This window comes from Neomicrococcus lactis, assembly GCF_014200305.1.
Classification (GTDB): Bacteria; Actinomycetota; Actinomycetes; order Actinomycetales; family Micrococcaceae; genus Neomicrococcus; species Neomicrococcus lactis.
In genome coordinates this window covers 2,086,244-2,104,007 of record NZ_JACHBL010000001.1, presented here as the reverse complement: position 1 = coordinate 2,104,007, position 17,764 = coordinate 2,086,244, and the positions used below count along the sequence as shown (strand labels likewise).

The following is a 17,764-nucleotide window of genomic DNA, read 5'->3' as shown; positions in this document are numbered from 1 at the left end:
CATACAAAATTTGACGTATGTGACTCCTCTGAAGATTTAGGAATGCTTGTGCAGCGGTTGTTTGTGAACGCCACCTTCTATACCCAATGGCCGCAACAACCGATCGCGACTGCCCTCTTGACCCGAGGCGAGCGCATCGTCGCCCTGGGTGCGGCCGAGGAAATTCGAGCCCACGCCACCGGCCCTGTGGAGACAGTCGATTTGGGTGGCGCCTTCGTCAGCCCCGGCTTCAACGACGCCCACATTCACGCAGCTGAATACGCCCGAGAGATCACGGCTCTCGATATTCGCGAGAGCCGTTCGCTCGAGGAAGCGCTCGCAGGCGTCAGCTCCTACGCGAGTTCTCTGCCTGCCGATGCCTGGATTTTTGGCGGCCGCTGGGACTACAACACCTGGACTGTCCCTACGCAGCCTGATCGCTACGTTCTCGATCACGCATCCGGCGGCCGACCAGCAGCGCTCCCGAGCATCGACGGACATACCATCTGGGCAAACTCCGCGGCGCTCGCAGCCGTGGGCATCACGCGGGACACCCCGGATCCTGTGGGTGGCGAGATTGTGCGGGACGCTCAAGGCGAGCCCACGGGCATCTTGCGTGAGACCGCTGGAGACTCACTCGCTGCCATCATGAACAGCCCCGCCGCGGGAGATCTTGGCCAGCAGTTAAAGGAAGGCCAGAAGCGCCTCTTGGCCACGGGTCTGACGAGCATTCACTGCTTCGATGGCGAGGACGCTCGGGCTGCGTACCGCAAACTGTACGACGACGGTGCCCTCCACCTTCGGGTCCACAAGTCCATCCCGGTGACGTCTCTGGATCTCGCGATTGATGAGGGTCGCGCTACAGGACATGGGGATCACTGGCTGAGCACAGGTCCCGTGAAGTTGTTCTCTGACGGCGCTTTGGGTTCCCACACGTGCCATATGAACCAGGAGTTCCCGGGCGAAAACGGCAACACGGGCATTGAAGTCATTCCGTTCGCTGAGCTGAGCGCTTTGGTCCGCAAAGGGGCGAGCGCGGGAATCGGTGTGGCAACGCACGCGATCGGCGACCGCGCCAACCAGCTCGTACTTGATGCGTACCAAGAGCTCTTCGAGAACCCGTTGGACCCCAACCTCAATGCGGTGTCCAACGGAGCAACGCAACTGCGGCACCGCATTGAACACACGCAACACTTGCGTCCGCAAGACGTGGCGCGTTTGGCGAGCCTCGGCGTCGTACCGTCAATGCAGCCCACGCACTGCACTACGGATATTCCGCTCGCCTCCACGTTGCTGGCAGACCATGACCTGGCCTCCTATGCGTGGCGCTCGTTGACCGATGCCGGCGCCGTCCTGGCGTTTGGTTCAGACGCCCCGATCGAGGCACCTGATCCGCTCTACGGCATTCATGCGGCGGTGACCCGCCAGAACAAGGACAACGCGCCGGACGGCGGATGGCAGCCGCGAGAGCGTCTCAGCGTTGCCGAGGCGATCGCCGGATTTACGACGGGACCCGCGTATGCCTCGGGCGAAGAAGCTATCAAGGGGCGTTTGCGTCCCGGAATGCTTGCGGACTTCGTAGCCCTCGAACACAACCCTTTCGACATCAACCCCAGCCAACTCAGGCACCTCAAGGTCAAAGCCACAATTGTGGGCGGCGACATCAAATATTGGAACGAAACCCTCTAAGGAGAACCATGAAATCTCAGCGTTTCCTCTCGATGCGCCGCGGAGCAGCAGCATCCGTAGCACTCGCCGCCATCCTGGCCACCACCGCGTGTGGTGGGCAGTCGCTGTCCAGCAACAGCAGCTCGGCAGGCGGCAGCGCTGCACCGTTTACCGCGGAAGCAGCACCCACTGAAGACCTTGCAGCATCTGTCGTTGATGGCATCAAGCCGGACGCCGCCTTGACCAGTGGCCTGCCTGACGCGGTCAAGACCAACGGCATCAAGATGACCACGTCCGAGGGCTACCCTCCCATGGAAATGTTCGCCAAGGACGGCAAGACGCTCATCGGCGTTGACCCAGCCCTCGGCCGTGCCATTGCCAACAAGCTTGGCGTGAAGATCACCATCAACAACGAAGACTTCAACGCCCAGATCCCGGGTATCACCACGGGTCGTTATGACATCATCATGTCCTCCATGACGGACAACGAAGAGCGCCGCAAGACGGTGACGTTCGTTGATTACGTCAAGGCTGGCAACGGCTGGGTGGTCAAAAAGGGCAATCCTTCTGGCCTCGGCGCAGCGGACACGGTGTGCGGAAAGACGGTCGCCGTCGTCGACAACGGTTCCTCGCTTGATCTTGCTGAAGGCTTCAGCAAGGACTGCGAAGCTGCTGGCAAGAAGGCCGTGAACATCCTCAAGTTCCCGGGTGACCAGGAAGCCATCTTGCAGGTCCGCAACGGTCGCGCAGATGCTGGCATCAACGATTACCCTGTTGCGGCTTACCGTGCTCAGACCTCTGAAGGCGCTCTCGAAGCCGTAGCCATCGCTGGCGACGAAGCCTCGTGGGGTATCGCCATGAAGCAGGACAACAAGGCTCTGCAGGACAGCGTGCAGAAGGCGCTTCAGTCCCTCGTCGACGACGGCACCTACGCCAAGATCCTCGAAGCCTGGAATGTCAAGGAAATGGCAGTCGACAAGGTCACCATCAACGACGGAAAGTAGTCGATCAACATGCGGTCAGCGTCCTCTCGCGTAACTCGACCCACTCATTTGAGTGGTCCGAGCGGTCAAGAAGTGCCCATCGTCAAACTCAAGCATCAGAGTAGATGGATTCTCGGGGCGCTGGCCGTACTGTTTGTCGGTTGGTTGGTGTTCACTTTTGCCACCAACCAGAACATCCGGTGGAGCGAAGTAGCCCACTACCTCTTCTTCCCGAAGATCATTGACGGCATCTGGGTCACCATCCTCATCTCGATCCTCGCCACCGTGGTGGGGCTCGTGCTGGGCGTGATCCTGGCCGTCATGAAGCTCTCCCATAACCCGGTGTTGAACTGGTTTGCCACGCTCTACATCTGGTTCTTCCGCGGCACGCCAGTGCTGGTGCAGTTGATCTTCTGGTACAACTTGGCGTTCTTGTTTCCCAAGCTCATCATCCAGATTCCCTTCACCAACATTGGCTACATGTGGGACACCAATGAAGTGATGACCGGTTTCAACGCGGCGCTTCTGGGCCTCGGTTTGAACCTCGCGGCGTACTTCGCCGAGACCGTTCGTGCGGGCATTCAGGCCGTGGACAAGGGGCAGACGGAAGCGGCGTACGCGCTGGGTATGACGCCCGGCAAGCGCATGACGAAGATCGTGTTGCCCCAAGCACTGCGCATCATCATCCCGCCCACCGGCAACGAGTTCATCTCCATGCTGAAAACCACCTCCTTGGTCTACGTGGTGGCGGGTAATGACCTGATGACCAACGCGTCCCAGATTTACAAGCAGAACAACCTCATCATGGAGCTGCTCATTGTGGCGTCCCTCTGGTACATGGTGATGACCGCTATCGCTACGTTCTTGCAGTCCAAGTTGGAGACTCGGTTTGGCGCGGAGGCCGTGCGCTTGGTGCGAAAACCTGGCGTACTGACCCGCGCGGTGGATGCCCAAAAGGCGAACGCCGCCGTCAAGTTTGATAACTCCACCGATAACGCGGACAGCGCGCTCTCCGGGAAGGATCACTCATGAGCAGCCCAGCAGTAGAAACCGAAACGAAGCTCGAAGTTGAAGCCCACGGCGTCCGGAAATCCTACGGCGATCTCGAGGTTCTCAAGGGCGTAGATTTCCAGGTGCGCTCAGGGGAAGTCAGCTGCATCATCGGCCCGTCCGGCTCCGGTAAGTCGACCTTCTTGCGGTGCTTGAATGCGCTGGAATCCTACGACGACGGCGTGCTCCTCGTAGAGGGGCTGCACGTGGGCTACGAGTACAAGAACGGCAAATACTACGAGTGGAACACCAAGCAATTCGCCAACTTCCGTTCTGAGATTGGCATGGTGTTCCAGCGCTTCAATCTCTTTGGCCACTTGAGCGCCGAAGAAAACGTGGCCGTGGCACTGACCGAGGTCCGCGGCATGTCCAAATCTGCGGCCATGGACCGAGCCCGCCAAGAACTGGCCAAGGTGGGTCTGGAGAAGCACGCCCACAAGCGTCCTCATCAGCTCTCCGGCGGTCAGCAGCAGCGCGTGGCGATTGCCCGAGCGCTCGCGATGGACCCCAAGATCATGCTCTTCGACGAGCCAACCTCCGCACTGGACCCAGAACTCGTGGACGAAGTCCTCGAGGCCATGAAGCGTTTGGCGCTCGCAGGCATGACAATGGTGGTAGTGACGCACGAGATGGGATTCGCTCGCGAAGTCGCGGACACCGTGCATTTCTTTGACGACGGCGTAGTGGTGGAGTCAGGCGACCCTCGTGAAGTTTTGAGTAATCCCCAGAAGGATCGCACCAAGGCGTTCCTCGCGAAGGTGCTCTAGCTTCAAACTAGTACTAGAAAAGAAAGAGTCCGGTGGTCCTACCTTTTGGGTGAGACCACCGGACTCAGTTCATCTGTGAGTGTTGGTGCTTGGTGAAGCGCTGATTAGGCGTTCTTGCGCCAACCGCCGTCGCTGTAGCTCTGGCGCACAACCTCGGAGTACGGAACGGGACTGACGTCCACGCCCACGTTGTACTGGCGGTGCTTCTCGACGGAGGACTTGTTGGTGCCGCCGTCTGGCTCGCCCCAGACCACCTGTAGCTGGGAACCGACCTCGACGTCTGGGTCCACGATGGCCAAGGACAGCGGACGCTTTTCGTTCCAGCTGTATCCGGTGAACATCGAAAGGCCCACAACCTTGCCGGACTCATCCACCACGGAGTCGAAGTTGGATGCGCCGTAGTTGGCGTTGGGAAGGTCGAAGAACTTATACGGAAGGTTGTCCTTCTGGTACATCGACGCGTGAATGGTGGCGACATCATCACCGTTCCATGCGAGCGTGACCTTCTTTCGCTGGGCAGCTGGGTCCATGGCCTTGAGGGCGTCGGCGCCGATAAAGTCATGGTCATGCTTGATGAAGGAGCCGTAGCCGAGTTCCCACGGGGTCGTGTAGTACCCCTCGATGGAGTCGGGAACGTAGGAGCCGGCGATGGCGGAGTTTGCTTCGTAGCTATCTGCGCCGAGCCAACGACGGTAATCCTCCAACTCGTCACCGGAGTAGATAGCTGGCAATGGTGAAGGGATCCAGCCGGATTCCAAGGTGTTGCACGAGTAAGCACGGGCGCCAGCTGGCTCGAGGCCGAACTCAGCACCTGCCTCGAGGATGGTTTCGCGAATGAAGTCGTAGTCCTCGTACGGTCCCCAGAGCTCGAGGCCCGGGGCGCCGGCCATGCCGTGGCGAAGTGTGCGCACGGTCTTTCCGCCAACGTTCATGGTGCTCATGTTGAAGAACTTCAGCTTCTCCAATGGGCCGCCGTGCAGCTTCTCGATGACACTCCACGCGTTCGGGCCTTGGATCTGGAGGCGCCATTCCTGACGGGAAACGGCCTTGCCCATGGGGCGAGACGGGGAGCGGCGGTCGATCGTGAGCTCGACGTTGTATCCGCCCTTTTCGGCCTGGAACAACAACCAGTTAGCAACTGGGCTGCGGCCCACGTACACGAACGTGTCTTCAGCCTCGCGGAAGAGGATGCCATCGCCGATCACGTGGCCGTACGGCGTAACCGGAACGTACTGCTTGGCCTTGTTGACAGGGAAGTTTTCCACCGAATTGATAGCCGTGTCAGAGATGAGCTTCAGCGCGTCCGGGCCCTTGATGTACAAGTTGTCCATGTGGTGGCTCTGGTCGAAGAGAACGGCGGTCTCTCGCCACGCCTGAACCTCGTTGCGCCAGTTGGTGAACTCTGATGCCACTACGGGGTAAACATAGGCGCCCACCTGGACGTTACGCAGGTGGTCAACGATGTTCCCGCTGTTATCGAGAATGTCCTGCAGGGACTTGTTGGACATGGTGCTTCCTTTCGATGCCGCGTCTATGCGACGTGCTCAACACTCACAATGGTGATCTGCTTCACACTCAGCCTAGGTCGTGAAAGGTTTCATGGCTTAGGGAAATCGGCCGATTCTGACCGAGACGTTTGTCCTATGCCGACATCGGCGCCGGCTGCTAGTAAAGCGGGATTTCCGCAGAGATGACTGTTCCCGCATCGCCAGAATCTTGGCTGATGGTGAGCTGCCCTTGCCACCGCCGGACACGCTCGCGCATGAAGCTCAGACCGTTTCCTTCAACGAGTGGCGCGCGGTCGGGATCTGCATGGCCGTTGTCGCGGACGGTGAGCTGTACGACGTGAGTACCGGTACCCGCGTCGTCGTCATCGAGAGCGATACTGATCAGATCCGCCGAGGAATGCTTCACGGCGTTATGGGTAGCTTCGGCGATGACGTGGTAAACGTCCTCGGCGAGATCCGCTTCAAGTTCCTCTGCAACGGAACTGATGTTCATCGAGAAGTTGATGCCGGTTTGGCGATGAGTATTAGCGGTCAGGGTGGAGAGCGCTTCGCGAAGGCCCAGGCCCTGAGTGGCGGAAGGTCGAAGTTGAGCCACGAGTCCCCGAAGATCCTTGGACACGGACTCGGCGAGCTCCTCGAGATCTAGCGTGATGTCTTGGATGCGCTTGCCCGTCTTTGACTCGTCAGTGCTAGTGAGGACTTTGAGTGTTTGAACGAGCATGCCGATGGAAAAGACGCGCTGCACCGCGGAATCGTGGAGGTCACGTGCCAGCTGTTGGCGGACATCGCGTTGGGCTGCTTCACGTTCGCGCGCCAACAGCGAGGCGTAGTCGATGGCCAGGCCAGCCTGTTCCGCCATGGCGAACAGGAAGTCCAGACTCTCCCGATCAACCTTCTTGCCGGGCGCAATGTAGGCGTTGAGGATGCCGATGGTGGTGTTGCGGACCCTAATGGGGATGGAGGCGAAGGCGTCCCACTCTGGATACCGGTGGTAATGATGCAGAGGTTCCCACGCTGGATCATTCATGACGACGCGGTAGCGGTGTGGAATGACCACGGGATCACCCGTGCTCAGGGCATCCAACATGGTCAGATGCGCGCCGCGCGCTTGGCATTCCATGAGCCGGTCGAAGAAGGTTCTGTTTTGGGATGCTGGGAACCCGGCGGCTCCCAGCATCCGAAGCTTGTCTCCCGAACTCTCACTCGTGAGGACCTGAACGCCCGCGAGGTCATCGGTCTGGAGGATCTCGTGCGCTAGCGCGCGAAGCGTGGCCGGGAGTGAGCGTTCCGAAGCGACCCTTGCAGCCGTTCGCGCGACTGCAGCCGCGCGGCGCTCGCGTCGTCGTACTGCTTCAAGCTCTGACGCCACATGATCCTCTTGCATCACGGCCTTTCGATGTCTTCGGTCCCGAAGAATGTATAGACAGCCTATTCAAGCCATGAGGAAGTGATCCTCATTCGCGACTTCTATGTCAGACCTCTTGCGGGTGGGTAGCGAGTGCTTCCACATTGACGTCCATCCACGGAAACTGCGGCAAAGAAGCAAGAGCCTCGTGGAGCACCGTGGCGTCCGGGGCTTCCCAAATGCCAACCGTGGCTGGTCGCCCCGGAACGCGCCAAAGCTTCTTCAGAATGCCAGCTTGGCGAAGCTCGAGAGCGCGCTCGCGTTCAGCGGACTTCAGGGCGCCGACTTCTTCGGTGCTCAGTGTTGTAGGCAAGCGGGTTTCGAAGCGGACAAGGAATTCCATGTGCCTCAACTTTCCTTGTATTGATCAGGATGGGTGATGGTTCAGCGGAGCTAAGCAGCGTCCGCGATCTGCAGGAAGACAGAGGCTAGTGCTTGCGGTTTGGTGACCATGGCCTCGTGTCCGGTAGGCACCTCGTAGGTGTCCCATCCTGCAGCGCGCGCTTGCTCGTGGAAGGACTGGAAGACTCGCATCCAGTCAACGCATTCCACGTAAGTACCCTGAACCTGCTCAAACGCCCCAGTCAGTGGCAGTGGATCCGTGTAGGTCTTCCACGGATGAGGGGTCAACCGTGGCTCAAGCCAAGCGGCATCCGCCGGCTCGGTGATGCCAAGTTTCGCGAGCGGTCGCGGCGGAATCAGCCAACCGAATCCGCTCTCCGCAACCGACTCGCGGTAGTGATGGGCAACCGACTCCGGCAATAACTCAATGGCGGGCCGTCCGTCACCGATGAAACCGTCCAGGTGCACGCGTCGTCGTAATCTCTGCGGAACGCAGTCAGCGACGCCGGTAATGACCTGCCCCGCGTAGCTGTGGCCCACCAGAATGACGTCCTGGAGGTCATACGCCTCGAGGTATGCAACGACGTCCTGGATGTGGGTATCGAGACCCACGGAGGGATTGATGAGGTGCGCGGAATCCGAGACGCCCGTCAGTGTGGGCGTGTGAACGCTATGGCCGCCAGCCGTGAGATGCGGCGTCACGCGCTGCCAGCACCACCCGCCGTGCCAGGCACCTGAAATCAGGACAAAAGTGCTCATCGTACGGTCTCCGCACTCTCGGCGACGGGGGAGGACACAGCGTCAGAGGATGCGCGGTACGTGCCTACTTTGAGGAACGCCATGGCTGCGAAGCTCACGACGCCCATGATGAGCAAGTACGTGGCGATCGGCCAGGACGCGTGGTACGCGGCGAACAGTCCCGTAGCGATGAGCGGCATGAAGCCGCCACCGAGGATCGAACCAATTTGGTACGCAACGGACGCCCCGGAGTAGCGGACCTCGGCCGGGAAGAGCTCGGCGATCAGAGCGGCCTGCGGCCCGGCCATCAAAGACTGAGCGAGCAGGATGACGGCAAAAGCGATGGCGATGTTGAGCCAATTGGCGCTGTCCACTAGCCAGAAGAAGGGGAAAGCTGAGACGGCGAGCAATCCGGCGCCGTACAAGAAGACCTTCTTCTGGGTGAATTTGTCCGCAAGTACGGCGCCCAGCGCCACCGTGACGAGGTGGCACACTGCGCCCCAGAGGATAAGACCAAGCATGACGTTCTGAGGGATGCCTCCGTTGCCGCCGAGGTTCACGCGGTGAGAGAGCATCCAGACCGAGTACATGTAGCCGATGGCCGGTGGAGCAATGGACACGATTCCTGCGAGGAGAACAGTGCCCGTGTGATTCTTGAAGAGATCCAACAGTGGCGTCTTCGCCACGGTCTCCGTGCGCTGAATGTTCTTGAACGCCGGGGAATCTTCAACTTTGAGGCGGATGTAGAGGGCGATCATGACCAACACCGCGCTGAAGAGGAACGGCACGCGCCAACCCCACGCTGCGAAGGCGGCCTTATCGAGCATGTTTGTCATGATCATGAAGACCACGTTGGCACCGATGATGCCGATAGGGAGGCCCATCTGCGGAAACGCACCGTAGAGCGCGCGCCGATTGGCTGGCGAATACTCGACGGCCATGAGGACGGCGCCGCCCCACTCGCCGCCAACGCCCACACCCTGGATGAGCCGGAAGAAGACCAGGAGAACTGGCGCCCACATGCCGATCGCGGCATAGTTCGGCAACAGGCCAATGGCGACGGTGCCAATGCCCATGAGCAGCATGGAAAAGACCAGCATGGACTTGCGGCCAACGCGGTCGCCGTAGTGTCCCATGATGATGCCGCCCAGCGGGCGAGCCAAGAAGCCCACCGCGAAAGTCGCGAATGCCGCAAGCGTTCCCGCGAGCGGGTCAACGGAGGGGAAGAACTGCGGCGCAAAGATGAGGGCCGTGGCAGAGCCGTAGATAAAGAAGTCGTACCACTCCACCGAGGTGCCAACGAGTGAAGCGATAAGCACTTTCCGGCGGGTCTGTGCAGACGGCTGATTCGGTTGGTCCAAACTGAGATTCTCACTCATGAGGATTGCTTCCTTCACTGCTCGGCGTTGCGAAAAGTGCCATAGCTGCGGCCGTGTTTGAGGCGGGCACGTGGTACGTCTCATGAATTCGATGAATATCTGATCCCAGCGCCCCGCGCATGACCAGCCACATGATCATTTCGATTCCCTCGGAACCGGCTTTCTTGATGTAATCGGCCCGGGAAATCTCAGCCAAGCTCTGGGGATCCGTCTCGATTTTTTCAAGGAAGTTCCGGTCGAATTCTTCATTAATCAGACCTGCACGTTCTCCCGAGAGCTGGTGGGACATTCCACCTGTGCCGAAGACGGCCACCTTGATGTCCTTCGGGAAGCTTCTGATGGCCCGTCCCAAAGCTTCGCCGAGTTGCAGGCACCGCCGGGCGGTGGGCTGCGGGTATTGGAGGACATTGACCAGAATCGGAACTACCGTGCACGGCCATGCATCGCCCGGCTCCGGGCAATAGACGGACAGTGGAACGGTGAGGCCATGGTCCACTTCAAGTTCTTGAAGCACCGTCATGTCGAAGCCCTCGTCAACGAGGTTCACCAAGAGGTGTTCAGAAAGGTCAGGAGCGCCGACGACGTTGGGTACTTTTCGCGGCCCGAAGCCCTCGTCAACGATGGGGTAGTTGGCGGCGGTGCCAATGGAGAACGTAGGAATCATCTCGAGCCCCAGTGCGTTCGCGTGATCGTTGTAGACCACAATGGCGACGTCCGGAGTGCGCTCAGCCATCCATTCGCGAGCGGGCGCGTAGCCGTCGAAGAGCGGCTTCCACAGCTCGTCCTCGTTCAATCGTCCGTCCATTGCCGCGCCGATCGATGGCACGTGCGAGGTGGCGAGTCCCCAAATAATTTCAGCCAAACTTCCGTCCTCCAGCTCGCAGTGCAGCGGTGAAGTCTTCCAGGGACATTCCCGTGAAAGCTCCGCCGAGGTACTGCATTGATTTCTTATCGATGGCGGCCAACTTGATGACATAGAAGACTGAGGCGCCGATGTCCGTCATCTTTTTCCAGTCGCGCTCAAGGACAGCGGACTTCTGCTCTTCGTTGAGCCCGTAGGTGTCGCAGTACGCGCCTTCATCCGCACTGAACAGCTCGCGGTTTTGCGGCAAGCGCAGGGAGTAGAGCATCTTGTTCAGAGCCCGTCCACGCAGGCTCATTCCCGTGTCATAGACATGGGTTCCCTCGACTTGCGGCGTGTAAGTAGTCATGGTGACTCCTTGTATGGTGTTGATGCGCGGTATGTGTTCTGCGCCGAGTCTAGGTCGGCTGTGATGTGAGACACATGAGCAAATGGACCCAATGGGACTACGACATTTGTCCTACATCCGGGCAATAAATACGCATGAAAACGCAGTCATCGCACGCATAACGCGGCAAATAGAGAAACATAGGATCATGAACAACCCCAGATCAGTCAGAGTCTTCATCGTTGATGACCATGCGATCGTTCGGCGCGGAATCTCTTCCTATCTCGACGTCGTTGATGATGTTGAGCCAGTAGGCGAGGCTTCGGATGGCATCGAAGCGCTTGAGAAGCTCGCCGAGCTGGATACGTTTAGGCACCTTCCCGACATCGTCCTTCTGGACCTGATGATGCCGCGCATGGATGGCGCGGAGACCCTCAAGGCGATTCGCGAAAAGTACCCTCACTTGAAGGTTGTTGTGCTCACAAGTTTCGCGGACCCGGAGCGCATGAACACCATGATGCGCCTTGGTGCCGCGGGCTATTTGCTGAAGGATGCCGGCCCGCAAGAGGTTGCGGCAGCAATGCAAGCGGCGCTCAAAGAAGAGATGTACATCGACACCGCGATGACCAAGAAGCTCACCCAATTGATGAATAGCCCGGTGTCGGGGCTGTCGACGCTGACGAGTCGCGAGCGAACAGTCCTGGGGCTTGTAGGGGAGGGGCAATCAAACCGTCAGATCGCCCAAGAGCTGTTCATTAGCGAACGCACCGCCCGCACCCACGTCTCGAACATTCTCCACAAGCTAGACCTTCAGTCCAGGACTCAGGCCGCACTCCTTGCGGCTGAGGCGGGATTGCTGCCGCCCCGATCGTAAGAGCCAACATAGACTTATCTAATGCGCCTGATTGCAAGTGACCTCGATGGAACCATTGTCCGCAGGGATGGTTCCATTTCTGAGCGCACCATTCAGGCATTCCGCAGGGCTCGCAACGAGGGCGTGCAGATTGTTTTCGTGACCGGCCGTCCCACGCGCTGGCTGCAGCCGATCCGTGAGGCGTTTGACTCGATCGGCTCCGTGATTTGTTCCAACGGCGCCGTGGTCTACGACTTTGAGACGGACCAGATCATTGAGTCCCACACCATTCCGGGGCAAGACGTGATGATGACGCGCGAGCTCATTTTGAACGTGGAGCCAGAAGCGACCTTCGCGGCGGAAACCCTGCTCCAGTTGCATCTGGAAGAAACGTTCCCGGAGCCAGGGGACATGCGACACCTCCGAGAGTTCCGGCCTGCCCCGCTTGATGCCGCGCGATTGGGCCAAGAGGGCGTGGTCAAGTTTTTGGCGAAGTCGCGCTTGCTGACCCCGGAGGATTTTCACGGACTCGTGGAGCCGCACGTGCACGAACTAGTGTCCGTCACGCATTCGGCGTTCAACGTCACCCTCCTGGAAATGGCTCACCCGTCCGTCAATAAGGCGGCAGCCCTAGCCCGTCATGCTGAGGCGCTGGGCATCCCCGCGAGTGACGTCATTGCGTTCGGCGATATGCCCAATGACATCCAGATGCTTGGTTGGGCTGGCCGCGGTTACGCGATGTCCGGTGGCCACCCCACAGCCCTCGCGGCTTGCGAATTTGAGGCGGACACCGTGGAGAACGACGGCGTAGCTCGAGTCATCGAGGACCTCTTAGGCTAAGTACCCGCTCACTAGATGCGCCGCGGTTTCTGACGTAGGGTGAGCTAACAGCAACGGCGCTACGTTGGGGGGGCAGCTCATGACTTTGAATCTCGCGCGCGTGACCGGAGTGGTTTCCGCGACTTTAGTCCTTCTCCTACTGACTTCGTGCTCAGCGCCATCAGCCAACCTCGCTACCGCCAAGAAAGAAGTCGATGGCGGCATGCAAGCGTTGATTTCCGGCGAACTCGTGCTCCGCGGAGATCAGTGCATCGTCTTGGAAAGAGCAAATAACGCGGGAACTACCGCTCTGCTCTGGCCTCATGACACCACGGTGACGACGAACAGCAACGGCAAGCAGGAAGTGCACTACGGCGGTGGGGTAGTTGCAACGCTCGGATCGATGGCCCAATTGGCTGGCGGATACGCCGCGAAGACGCCGGAGGATGCCGAGGTTGAGAGTCTGCAGTGCTTGACCGGTGCCGCTGATCAAGCGGTTTGGGTTGTAAATCTGTCCAAGTAGCTCACCTACCTAGGCGGTTTCATAGAATGAGCAGGTGACTTCCCCGCAACGCGCTGCCCGTGCGCGCGAGATGCGCCGTACTCCCGAGATTCTTGGACCCAAGACCCATGGCTTGGAGCCGGTTCCTTATTTGTTGAATGAATCGGGAAGTCCCCTCGAGAGCCGCCAGCTCGCGTTTGCCCACCGGGGATTCTCACCCGAAGGGGATGAGAACACCATGCCCGCTTTCCGCCGGGCCGTTGATCTGGGCTTCCGGTATCTGGAGCTGGATGTGCGAACGTCCAAGGACGGCGTGCTCTACGTTTTTCATGATGAAACCCTGGACCGGGTGACGAACGGCAAGGGGCAGATTAGTCAGCTGACCAGTCAGCAGATTAGCGATATTCGCGTCGCCGGAACCGCGCCGATTCCCACGTTTGAAGAACTCCTCAACGAGTGGGATGACATCCATCTTAACGTGGATATCAAAGACCACGCTGGAGCGGAACTCTTCGCCCAACACGTCCTCGATGCCAACGCCACCCACCGTGTCCTCGCCGCTTCGTTCTCTGACGCGCGGCGGCGTCGTACTCTCAAGGCCTCGAATGAAGCGTTAGCGAGCTCTTCCGGGATGGCGACCACCGTTCTTTCCACCGCTTTCGGGGCCATAGGGGCGCACCGACTGTTGAAGCTGCGGGAGCGGGGGATCGTGGCGTTGCAGGTCCCGCCGCAGTATTTCGGGGTGCCGGTGGTGACGCCAGCGTTCGTGCGGCATGCGCATGAGGCCGGCTTGCAAGTGCACGTGTGGGTGGTCGATGAGCGATCTGAAATGGAGCGACTACTGGATCTTGGCGTGGACGGGATCATGACGGATCGGGCCGACGTATTGGCGCAAGTGATGGATGAGCGCGGCCACTGGCCGCAATAGTTGGCACTCGATAGTGTGCTGCGCGTCACTATCGGCTATTCTGGATGCACCGCAACTGCCGCGCGCTGACTCTCGTGCATGCAGAAGCCCCGCACACCTGGCGGAACGCTTCGAGGCAAAGGCTTGGCCCGGACTGCTTTCATCGAAAGCTCCGCTGGCAGCTACGGTTCTGCTCTTCGAGCATCAATTCTTCACTAGAACGGCATTCTCATGTCCATCCACACTGATTCTTTGACCATCCTTCCCACGAATTCAACGTCAGCAGCGGCAATCGCTCCAGCTGCTCCAACCGTGGGGCCCGAACTCGCCCGCACGTGGCTGCTCGTCAACGGCACGCACGCGGACCGCTTCGATCACGCAGTAGCCTCCGGCGCTGACGTGGTGGTCTTGGATATTGAAGACGCCGTCGCTCCCAAGGACAAAGTACGTGCCCGTCGCAACGTGACCTCGTGGCTGGATTCCACGGACGAAAATGGGCGGCAGCGCCACGCATGGGTGCGTATCAACGGCTTCGGCACGCAATGGTGGGAAGACGATCTGCGCGAGCTCGCCGGTGTAGCCGGGCTCGATGGCGTCATGCTCGCCATGGTTGAATCGCCAGAGCACGTGACGAAGACAGCCGAAGCGCTCAAGAACACCAAGATCGTGGCACTTGTGGAAACCGCACGCGGCGTGCAGAACCTGCAAGACATCGCCACCGCACGATCCACCTACCGCTTGGGATTTGGGCTCGGCGACTTCCGCCGAGACACCGGTTTCGGCGAGAACCCCATGACGCTCGCGTACACGCGCTCGCAGTTCACGATCGCCTCCCGTGCCGCGAACCTCCCTGGTCCCATTGATGGGCCGGCCGTGGGAGCGCTGGGCTCGAAGCTCGCAGAATCAACGGCCGTGAGCCTTGAATTCGGTATGACCGGCAAGCTGTGCTTGATGCCGGAACAGGTAGCGACGGTCAACGAAGGGTTGAGCCCTTCGCTCGCGGAACTGTCCTGGGCAACGGACTTCCTCAAGGAATTCGACGCCGACGGTGGAGAGATCCGCAATGGTTCAGATTTGCCTCGACTGGCGCGAGCCAAGAAGGTGCTGGGCCTTGCGAATGCCTTCAACCTGCATGTGCCCGAGGGCTTCGACGTCCACTTCGAAGCGCCGACGGACACCTATCACTGCTAGGGCTGTAGGGGCCGCAGCGGTTCCGTGAGGTTCTTGAGAATATCCAGCGGGACGTTGCCGTAATCTCTCAGATCTTGATCATCAGCTTCATCCAGAATGCGCATCCACACACCGTGTTGCGCAATGCCGCTCAAGCGGATGGCTGGGGCTACAAGTTCTGAGAGTTCGGCGACGGTTCCGTAGTCTGACCACTGTTCCAGGTAGGTCTTGATGACGTTGGTGATGCGCTCGTCGTCTGGTTCGCACGAGAACTCGTCGCACATGTGCCGGACGGGATCGGACAGCGCGCCGAATGGGTGGGACCAGTAGGAATCCGCAAGATCCATGAACCGCAGCGGGTCGCCCTCTTCGAGCGGCAACATGACGTTTCCGCGATGCAGGTCATTGTGATCCAAAGATAAAGGGATTCCGGCGCTTTGCAAGAGCGCGGCGTCCTGGTTGAGGGACTGGAAGCTTTGATCCAGTTTTTCGGCCGTCTCGGCGCGGATGTGCAACGGATGGTCGGCTGGAAGGGCCGCGTGCAGAATGAGCTGTTGCTCGAGGTACGTGGTGACCCAAGCAGGATCTAGAATGGGCATGCCCCGGTCAAAGAGGTCCTCATCCAAACCAACGAGCCCCAACTGCGTGCGCGCAAAATCCTGCAACATGAGGGACCAGAGATCCGGGAACGGGCTGGGCAGTGTGGTGAGGTTGTCGCCGTAGTCCGGCGTCAGGAACCAGCCGGTTTCCAGATTGACGTTCAGCGGGAACGCGAAGTGCTGTTCGTCGACGGCGTTCAGAAAGCTCGTGACGTTGCCTTCGGTGCTCAGGCCCGGGCATGGCGCCTTGAAGTGGAGATTTCCGGCGTCTGTGGGCACGTGAGCTTGGATGCTCCACAAGCGGGTGCGTCCCCACTTTGTTGCATCCGTCCGCTCCACCTCAAATTCCTCGAGGGTCGCGTCAAGCCATTCGTCAACGTCCGCACGCCACTGCGGGTCTGCCCATTGTTTTGTCCACCATGCCACCACATGAGTCTAGCCGAGAGAATCCTCCGAAAGTTGGGGCTCGAATGGTCTGTGCCGAGCTGGAAGCGTATGCGCCCGCAGCTTCGAAGTTGCGGCACTTCAAACCCTGACCGGATGAGAAAAATAAAACCATAACATTTTCAAAAAGCGCTTGTAAGGTGCTCGGGAGTATCCTAGGCTGAGTTTACGAACCGCGCGGCCTGCACGTTTCATAAACTCAATTTGGGGGATGGCGTGAAACGGAAAATATCAGCAATTGCAGGTGCAGTATTTCCTTCGGCGGCCATAGTTGTGGTGCCGTCCACGGCCTCTGCCGCAATCGGCCAGTGCTCGGCAGGGTACATGTGTTCTTGCGAGGACGCATCTTATTCTGGCGGGTTTGTTCAAGGTAATTCGGTGGGTCAATACCCGAGTGCAATGCATGATCGGGCCTCTTCGCTCTACAACAACGCATCTAGGGCTGGCACATACTACTCGGATGCGTATTACACCGGAATGACAATTCGGTTGAACTCGGGTCAAGTGTGGGACAATTTGTATTGGAACACGCTGATTAATGACAAAATTGACAGCCACCGCCGAGATTAATATATCCCATTGTTTGCAATGAGATCCGAGATTGAGCGGAAGATCAGTTCTAAATGAGTAATTTTCCCGGCAGAGTGGTGCTGGCTGGCGTTTTTTTATTGCTTGCCAGCACCGCCTGTGGTAGCGAAGACGCGCGGCCGAACGAGAGTGTGACGGCAACACTCAACGCCGAAACCATGCAAATAGGCTTTCCTGTCGACGCGTATGGGATGTCCGCAGAAGATCGGCAAATCGTTGGTCATGCTGAGGCTATTTTGATCGACCGCTGTATGTCAGCTGAAGGATTTGGCAATCCGTATCTCGCCTATTATCAGCGAGATCGTGGATCTGAACAGTTTCCGGATTGGCGATACGGTGTATGGAATGCTCCATACGTTGCCAAAAACGGAATTGGTAAGCGAGGTAACGAGGTTGATGAAACCAAGCTTCCTGAGGCTCAACTATCCGCGCTCGTCAATTGCTCCAGAGCAAACACGCTACGCATTATCGACGACTCTGAAGTGGTTCAAGGCGAGCCGCCTACGGTCCTATTCACGGCATCTCTTCGAGGATTTGAAGCAGCGACATCAGGCGATGAAGGCAAGAAGATTCGAGCGGAGTGGGTCGCTTGCTTGGAATCGGTCGGATTTCGGCCAATGCCGGATGAGCGTTCCATGCTGGTCCAAGTCAGCGGGCCAGAGGATTCTGAGGAGTTCTTGACGGCGATTGTGGCAGACGCGAAGTGTAAGGACCAACTCAATACTGTGCAACGGTTGGCCGATATCGACGCGAATCAGCAGCAGGCCTACCTCGAACAGCATGAAGCGGAAGCGATCGCCAGTAAGGATGAGGCAAAGGCTGTTGTAGAACGAGCGCAGGCACTTATTCGGGGCGAGTCTTGAGCCGATCGAC

Annotated in this window: 19 protein-coding genes; 11 read left to right on the top strand and 8 right to left on the bottom strand. The window is 59.0% G+C overall.

The window, feature by feature from the left end; all coding sequences use genetic code 11:
- Positions 1–42: 42 nt before the first annotated feature.
- The 4 genes from BKA12_RS09490 (at position 43) to BKA12_RS09475 (ending at position 4,447) form a co-directional block, all read left to right on the top strand.
- Entirely contained in the window at positions 43–1,668 is a 1,626-nt protein-coding gene (locus BKA12_RS09490) for an amidohydrolase (RefSeq protein WP_183643061.1), read from the top strand.
- 8 nt (positions 1,669–1,676) lie between these two features.
- Positions 1,677–2,651 (top strand): ABC transporter substrate-binding protein, encoded by a 975-nt coding sequence (locus BKA12_RS09485; protein WP_183643058.1) that lies wholly within the window; start codon positions 1,677–1,679, stop codon positions 2,649–2,651.
- A gap of 72 nt (positions 2,652–2,723) precedes the next feature.
- Positions 2,724–3,662 carry an amino acid ABC transporter permease gene (locus BKA12_RS09480; protein WP_338087491.1) on the top strand — a complete coding sequence of 313 codons (939 nt, stop codon included), beginning with the start codon at positions 2,724–2,726 and terminating at the stop codon, positions 3,660–3,662.
- Positions 3,659–4,447, top strand: coding sequence for an amino acid ABC transporter ATP-binding protein (locus tag BKA12_RS09475; RefSeq protein ID WP_183643051.1), 789 nt, complete (start codon positions 3,659–3,661; stop codon positions 4,445–4,447). The genes BKA12_RS09480 and BKA12_RS09475 overlap by 4 nt, the downstream gene beginning before the upstream one ends.
- Before the next feature lie 104 nt (positions 4,448–4,551).
- Here BKA12_RS09475 and ligM read toward each other — a convergent pair whose 3' ends face one another.
- From ligM to BKA12_RS09440, 7 genes are all read right to left on the bottom strand, one after another.
- The gene (gene ligM / locus BKA12_RS09470; protein WP_183643048.1) at positions 4,552–5,955 is read right to left on the bottom strand and encodes a vanillate/3-O-methylgallate O-demethylase; all 1,404 of its coding nucleotides are present in this window, start codon (positions 5,953–5,955) and stop codon (positions 4,552–4,554) included.
- Between the two features lie 157 nt (positions 5,956–6,112).
- Positions 6,113–7,339, bottom strand: a complete 1,227-nt coding sequence (locus tag BKA12_RS09465) for a GAF domain-containing sensor histidine kinase (protein WP_183643044.1) — start codon at positions 7,337–7,339, stop codon at positions 6,113–6,115.
- 88 nt (positions 7,340–7,427) lie between these two features.
- The gene (locus BKA12_RS09460; protein ID WP_183643041.1) at positions 7,428–7,703 is read right to left on the bottom strand and encodes a muconolactone Delta-isomerase; all 276 of its coding nucleotides are present in this window, start codon (positions 7,701–7,703) and stop codon (positions 7,428–7,430) included.
- 50 nt (positions 7,704–7,753) lie between these two features.
- Positions 7,754–8,461 (bottom strand): alpha/beta hydrolase, encoded by a 708-nt coding sequence (locus BKA12_RS09455; RefSeq protein ID WP_183643038.1) that lies wholly within the window; start codon positions 8,459–8,461, stop codon positions 7,754–7,756.
- Positions 8,458–9,819 (bottom strand): MFS transporter, encoded by a 1,362-nt coding sequence (locus BKA12_RS09450; protein ID WP_183643035.1) that lies wholly within the window; start codon positions 9,817–9,819, stop codon positions 8,458–8,460. Before BKA12_RS09450 ends, BKA12_RS09455 begins: the two co-directional genes overlap by 4 nt.
- A complete protein-coding gene (locus tag BKA12_RS09445; protein WP_183643032.1) occupies positions 9,812–10,681 on the bottom strand; it encodes a class III extradiol dioxygenase subunit beta in 870 nt (289 codons plus the stop codon). Before BKA12_RS09445 ends, BKA12_RS09450 begins: the two co-directional genes overlap by 8 nt.
- Positions 10,674–11,030 (bottom strand): protocatechuate 3,4-dioxygenase, encoded by a 357-nt coding sequence (locus BKA12_RS09440; RefSeq protein WP_183643030.1) that lies wholly within the window; start codon positions 11,028–11,030, stop codon positions 10,674–10,676. The genes BKA12_RS09445 and BKA12_RS09440 overlap by 8 nt, the downstream gene beginning before the upstream one ends.
- Positions 11,031–11,217: 187 nt before the next feature.
- Here BKA12_RS09440 and BKA12_RS09435 point away from each other — a divergent pair, with 187 nt between their 5' ends.
- The 5 genes from BKA12_RS09435 (at position 11,218) to BKA12_RS09415 (ending at position 15,281) form a co-directional block, all read left to right on the top strand.
- Entirely contained in the window at positions 11,218–11,883 is a 666-nt protein-coding gene (locus BKA12_RS09435) for a response regulator (RefSeq protein WP_183643027.1), read from the top strand.
- Between the two features lie 21 nt (positions 11,884–11,904).
- Positions 11,905–12,702: an HAD family hydrolase gene (locus BKA12_RS09430; protein WP_183643024.1), complete on the top strand. Its 798-nt coding sequence runs from the start codon at positions 11,905–11,907 to the stop codon at positions 12,700–12,702.
- A gap of 79 nt (positions 12,703–12,781) precedes the next feature.
- On the top strand, positions 12,782–13,204 hold the full coding sequence (locus BKA12_RS09425; protein ID WP_183643021.1) for a hypothetical protein: 423 nt from the start codon (positions 12,782–12,784) through the stop codon (positions 13,202–13,204).
- Positions 13,205–13,238: 34 nt separating this feature from the next.
- Entirely contained in the window at positions 13,239–14,111 is an 873-nt protein-coding gene (locus BKA12_RS09420; RefSeq protein ID WP_338087490.1) for a glycerophosphodiester phosphodiesterase family protein, read from the top strand.
- A gap of 210 nt (positions 14,112–14,321) precedes the next feature.
- A complete protein-coding gene (locus BKA12_RS09415; protein ID WP_183643018.1) occupies positions 14,322–15,281 on the top strand; it encodes an HpcH/HpaI aldolase/citrate lyase family protein in 960 nt (319 codons plus the stop codon).
- Here BKA12_RS09415 and BKA12_RS09410 read toward each other — a convergent pair.
- The gene (locus BKA12_RS09410; protein ID WP_183643015.1) at positions 15,278–16,285 is read right to left on the bottom strand and encodes a protein kinase family protein; all 1,008 of its coding nucleotides are present in this window, start codon (positions 16,283–16,285) and stop codon (positions 15,278–15,280) included. The genes BKA12_RS09415 and BKA12_RS09410 overlap by 4 nt on opposite strands.
- A gap of 234 nt (positions 16,286–16,519) precedes the next feature.
- Between BKA12_RS09410 and BKA12_RS12705 the strand changes: the two genes are divergently transcribed.
- A complete protein-coding gene (locus tag BKA12_RS12705; RefSeq protein ID WP_183643012.1) occupies positions 16,520–16,873 on the top strand; it encodes a peptidase inhibitor family I36 protein in 354 nt (117 codons plus the stop codon).
- Between the two features lie 53 nt (positions 16,874–16,926).
- Positions 16,927–17,754 carry a hypothetical protein gene (locus tag BKA12_RS09400; RefSeq protein ID WP_183643009.1) on the top strand — a complete coding sequence of 276 codons (828 nt, stop codon included), beginning with the start codon at positions 16,927–16,929 and terminating at the stop codon, positions 17,752–17,754.
- Positions 17,755–17,764 lie beyond the last annotated feature (10 nt).

What these genes read in the sequence shown, in the direction of transcription:
- BKA12_RS09490 (WP_183643061.1), top strand. Translation starts at nt 43, where the DNA reads ATGCTTGTGCAGCGGTTGTTTGTGAACGCCACCTTCTATACCCAATGG.
- BKA12_RS09485 (WP_183643058.1), top strand. Translation starts at nt 1,677, where the DNA reads ATGAAATCTCAGCGTTTCCTCTCGATGCGCCGCGGAGCAGCAGCATCC.
- BKA12_RS09475 (WP_183643051.1), top strand. Translation starts at nt 3,659, where the DNA reads ATGAGCAGCCCAGCAGTAGAAACCGAAACGAAGCTCGAAGTTGAAGCC.
- ligM (WP_183643048.1), bottom strand. Translation starts at nt 5,955, where the DNA reads ATGTCCAACAAGTCCCTGCAGGACATTCTCGATAACAGCGGGAACATC.
- BKA12_RS09465 (WP_183643044.1), bottom strand. Translation starts at nt 7,339, where the DNA reads ATGCAAGAGGATCATGTGGCGTCAGAGCTTGAAGCAGTACGACGACGC.
- BKA12_RS09460 (WP_183643041.1), bottom strand. Translation starts at nt 7,703, where the DNA reads ATGGAATTCCTTGTCCGCTTCGAAACCCGCTTGCCTACAACACTGAGC.
- BKA12_RS09455 (WP_183643038.1), bottom strand. Translation starts at nt 8,461, where the DNA reads ATGAGCACTTTTGTCCTGATTTCAGGTGCCTGGCACGGCGGGTGGTGC.
- BKA12_RS09450 (WP_183643035.1), bottom strand. Translation starts at nt 9,819, where the DNA reads ATGAGTGAGAATCTCAGTTTGGACCAACCGAATCAGCCGTCTGCACAG.
- BKA12_RS09440 (WP_183643030.1), bottom strand. Translation starts at nt 11,030, where the DNA reads ATGACTACTTACACGCCGCAAGTCGAGGGAACCCATGTCTATGACACG.
- BKA12_RS09435 (WP_183643027.1), top strand. Translation starts at nt 11,218, where the DNA reads ATGAACAACCCCAGATCAGTCAGAGTCTTCATCGTTGATGACCATGCG.
- BKA12_RS09430 (WP_183643024.1), top strand. Translation starts at nt 11,905, where the DNA reads ATGCGCCTGATTGCAAGTGACCTCGATGGAACCATTGTCCGCAGGGAT.
- BKA12_RS09425 (WP_183643021.1), top strand. Translation starts at nt 12,782, where the DNA reads ATGACTTTGAATCTCGCGCGCGTGACCGGAGTGGTTTCCGCGACTTTA.
- BKA12_RS09415 (WP_183643018.1), top strand. Translation starts at nt 14,322, where the DNA reads ATGTCCATCCACACTGATTCTTTGACCATCCTTCCCACGAATTCAACG.
- BKA12_RS09400 (WP_183643009.1), top strand. Translation starts at nt 16,927, where the DNA reads ATGAGTAATTTTCCCGGCAGAGTGGTGCTGGCTGGCGTTTTTTTATTG.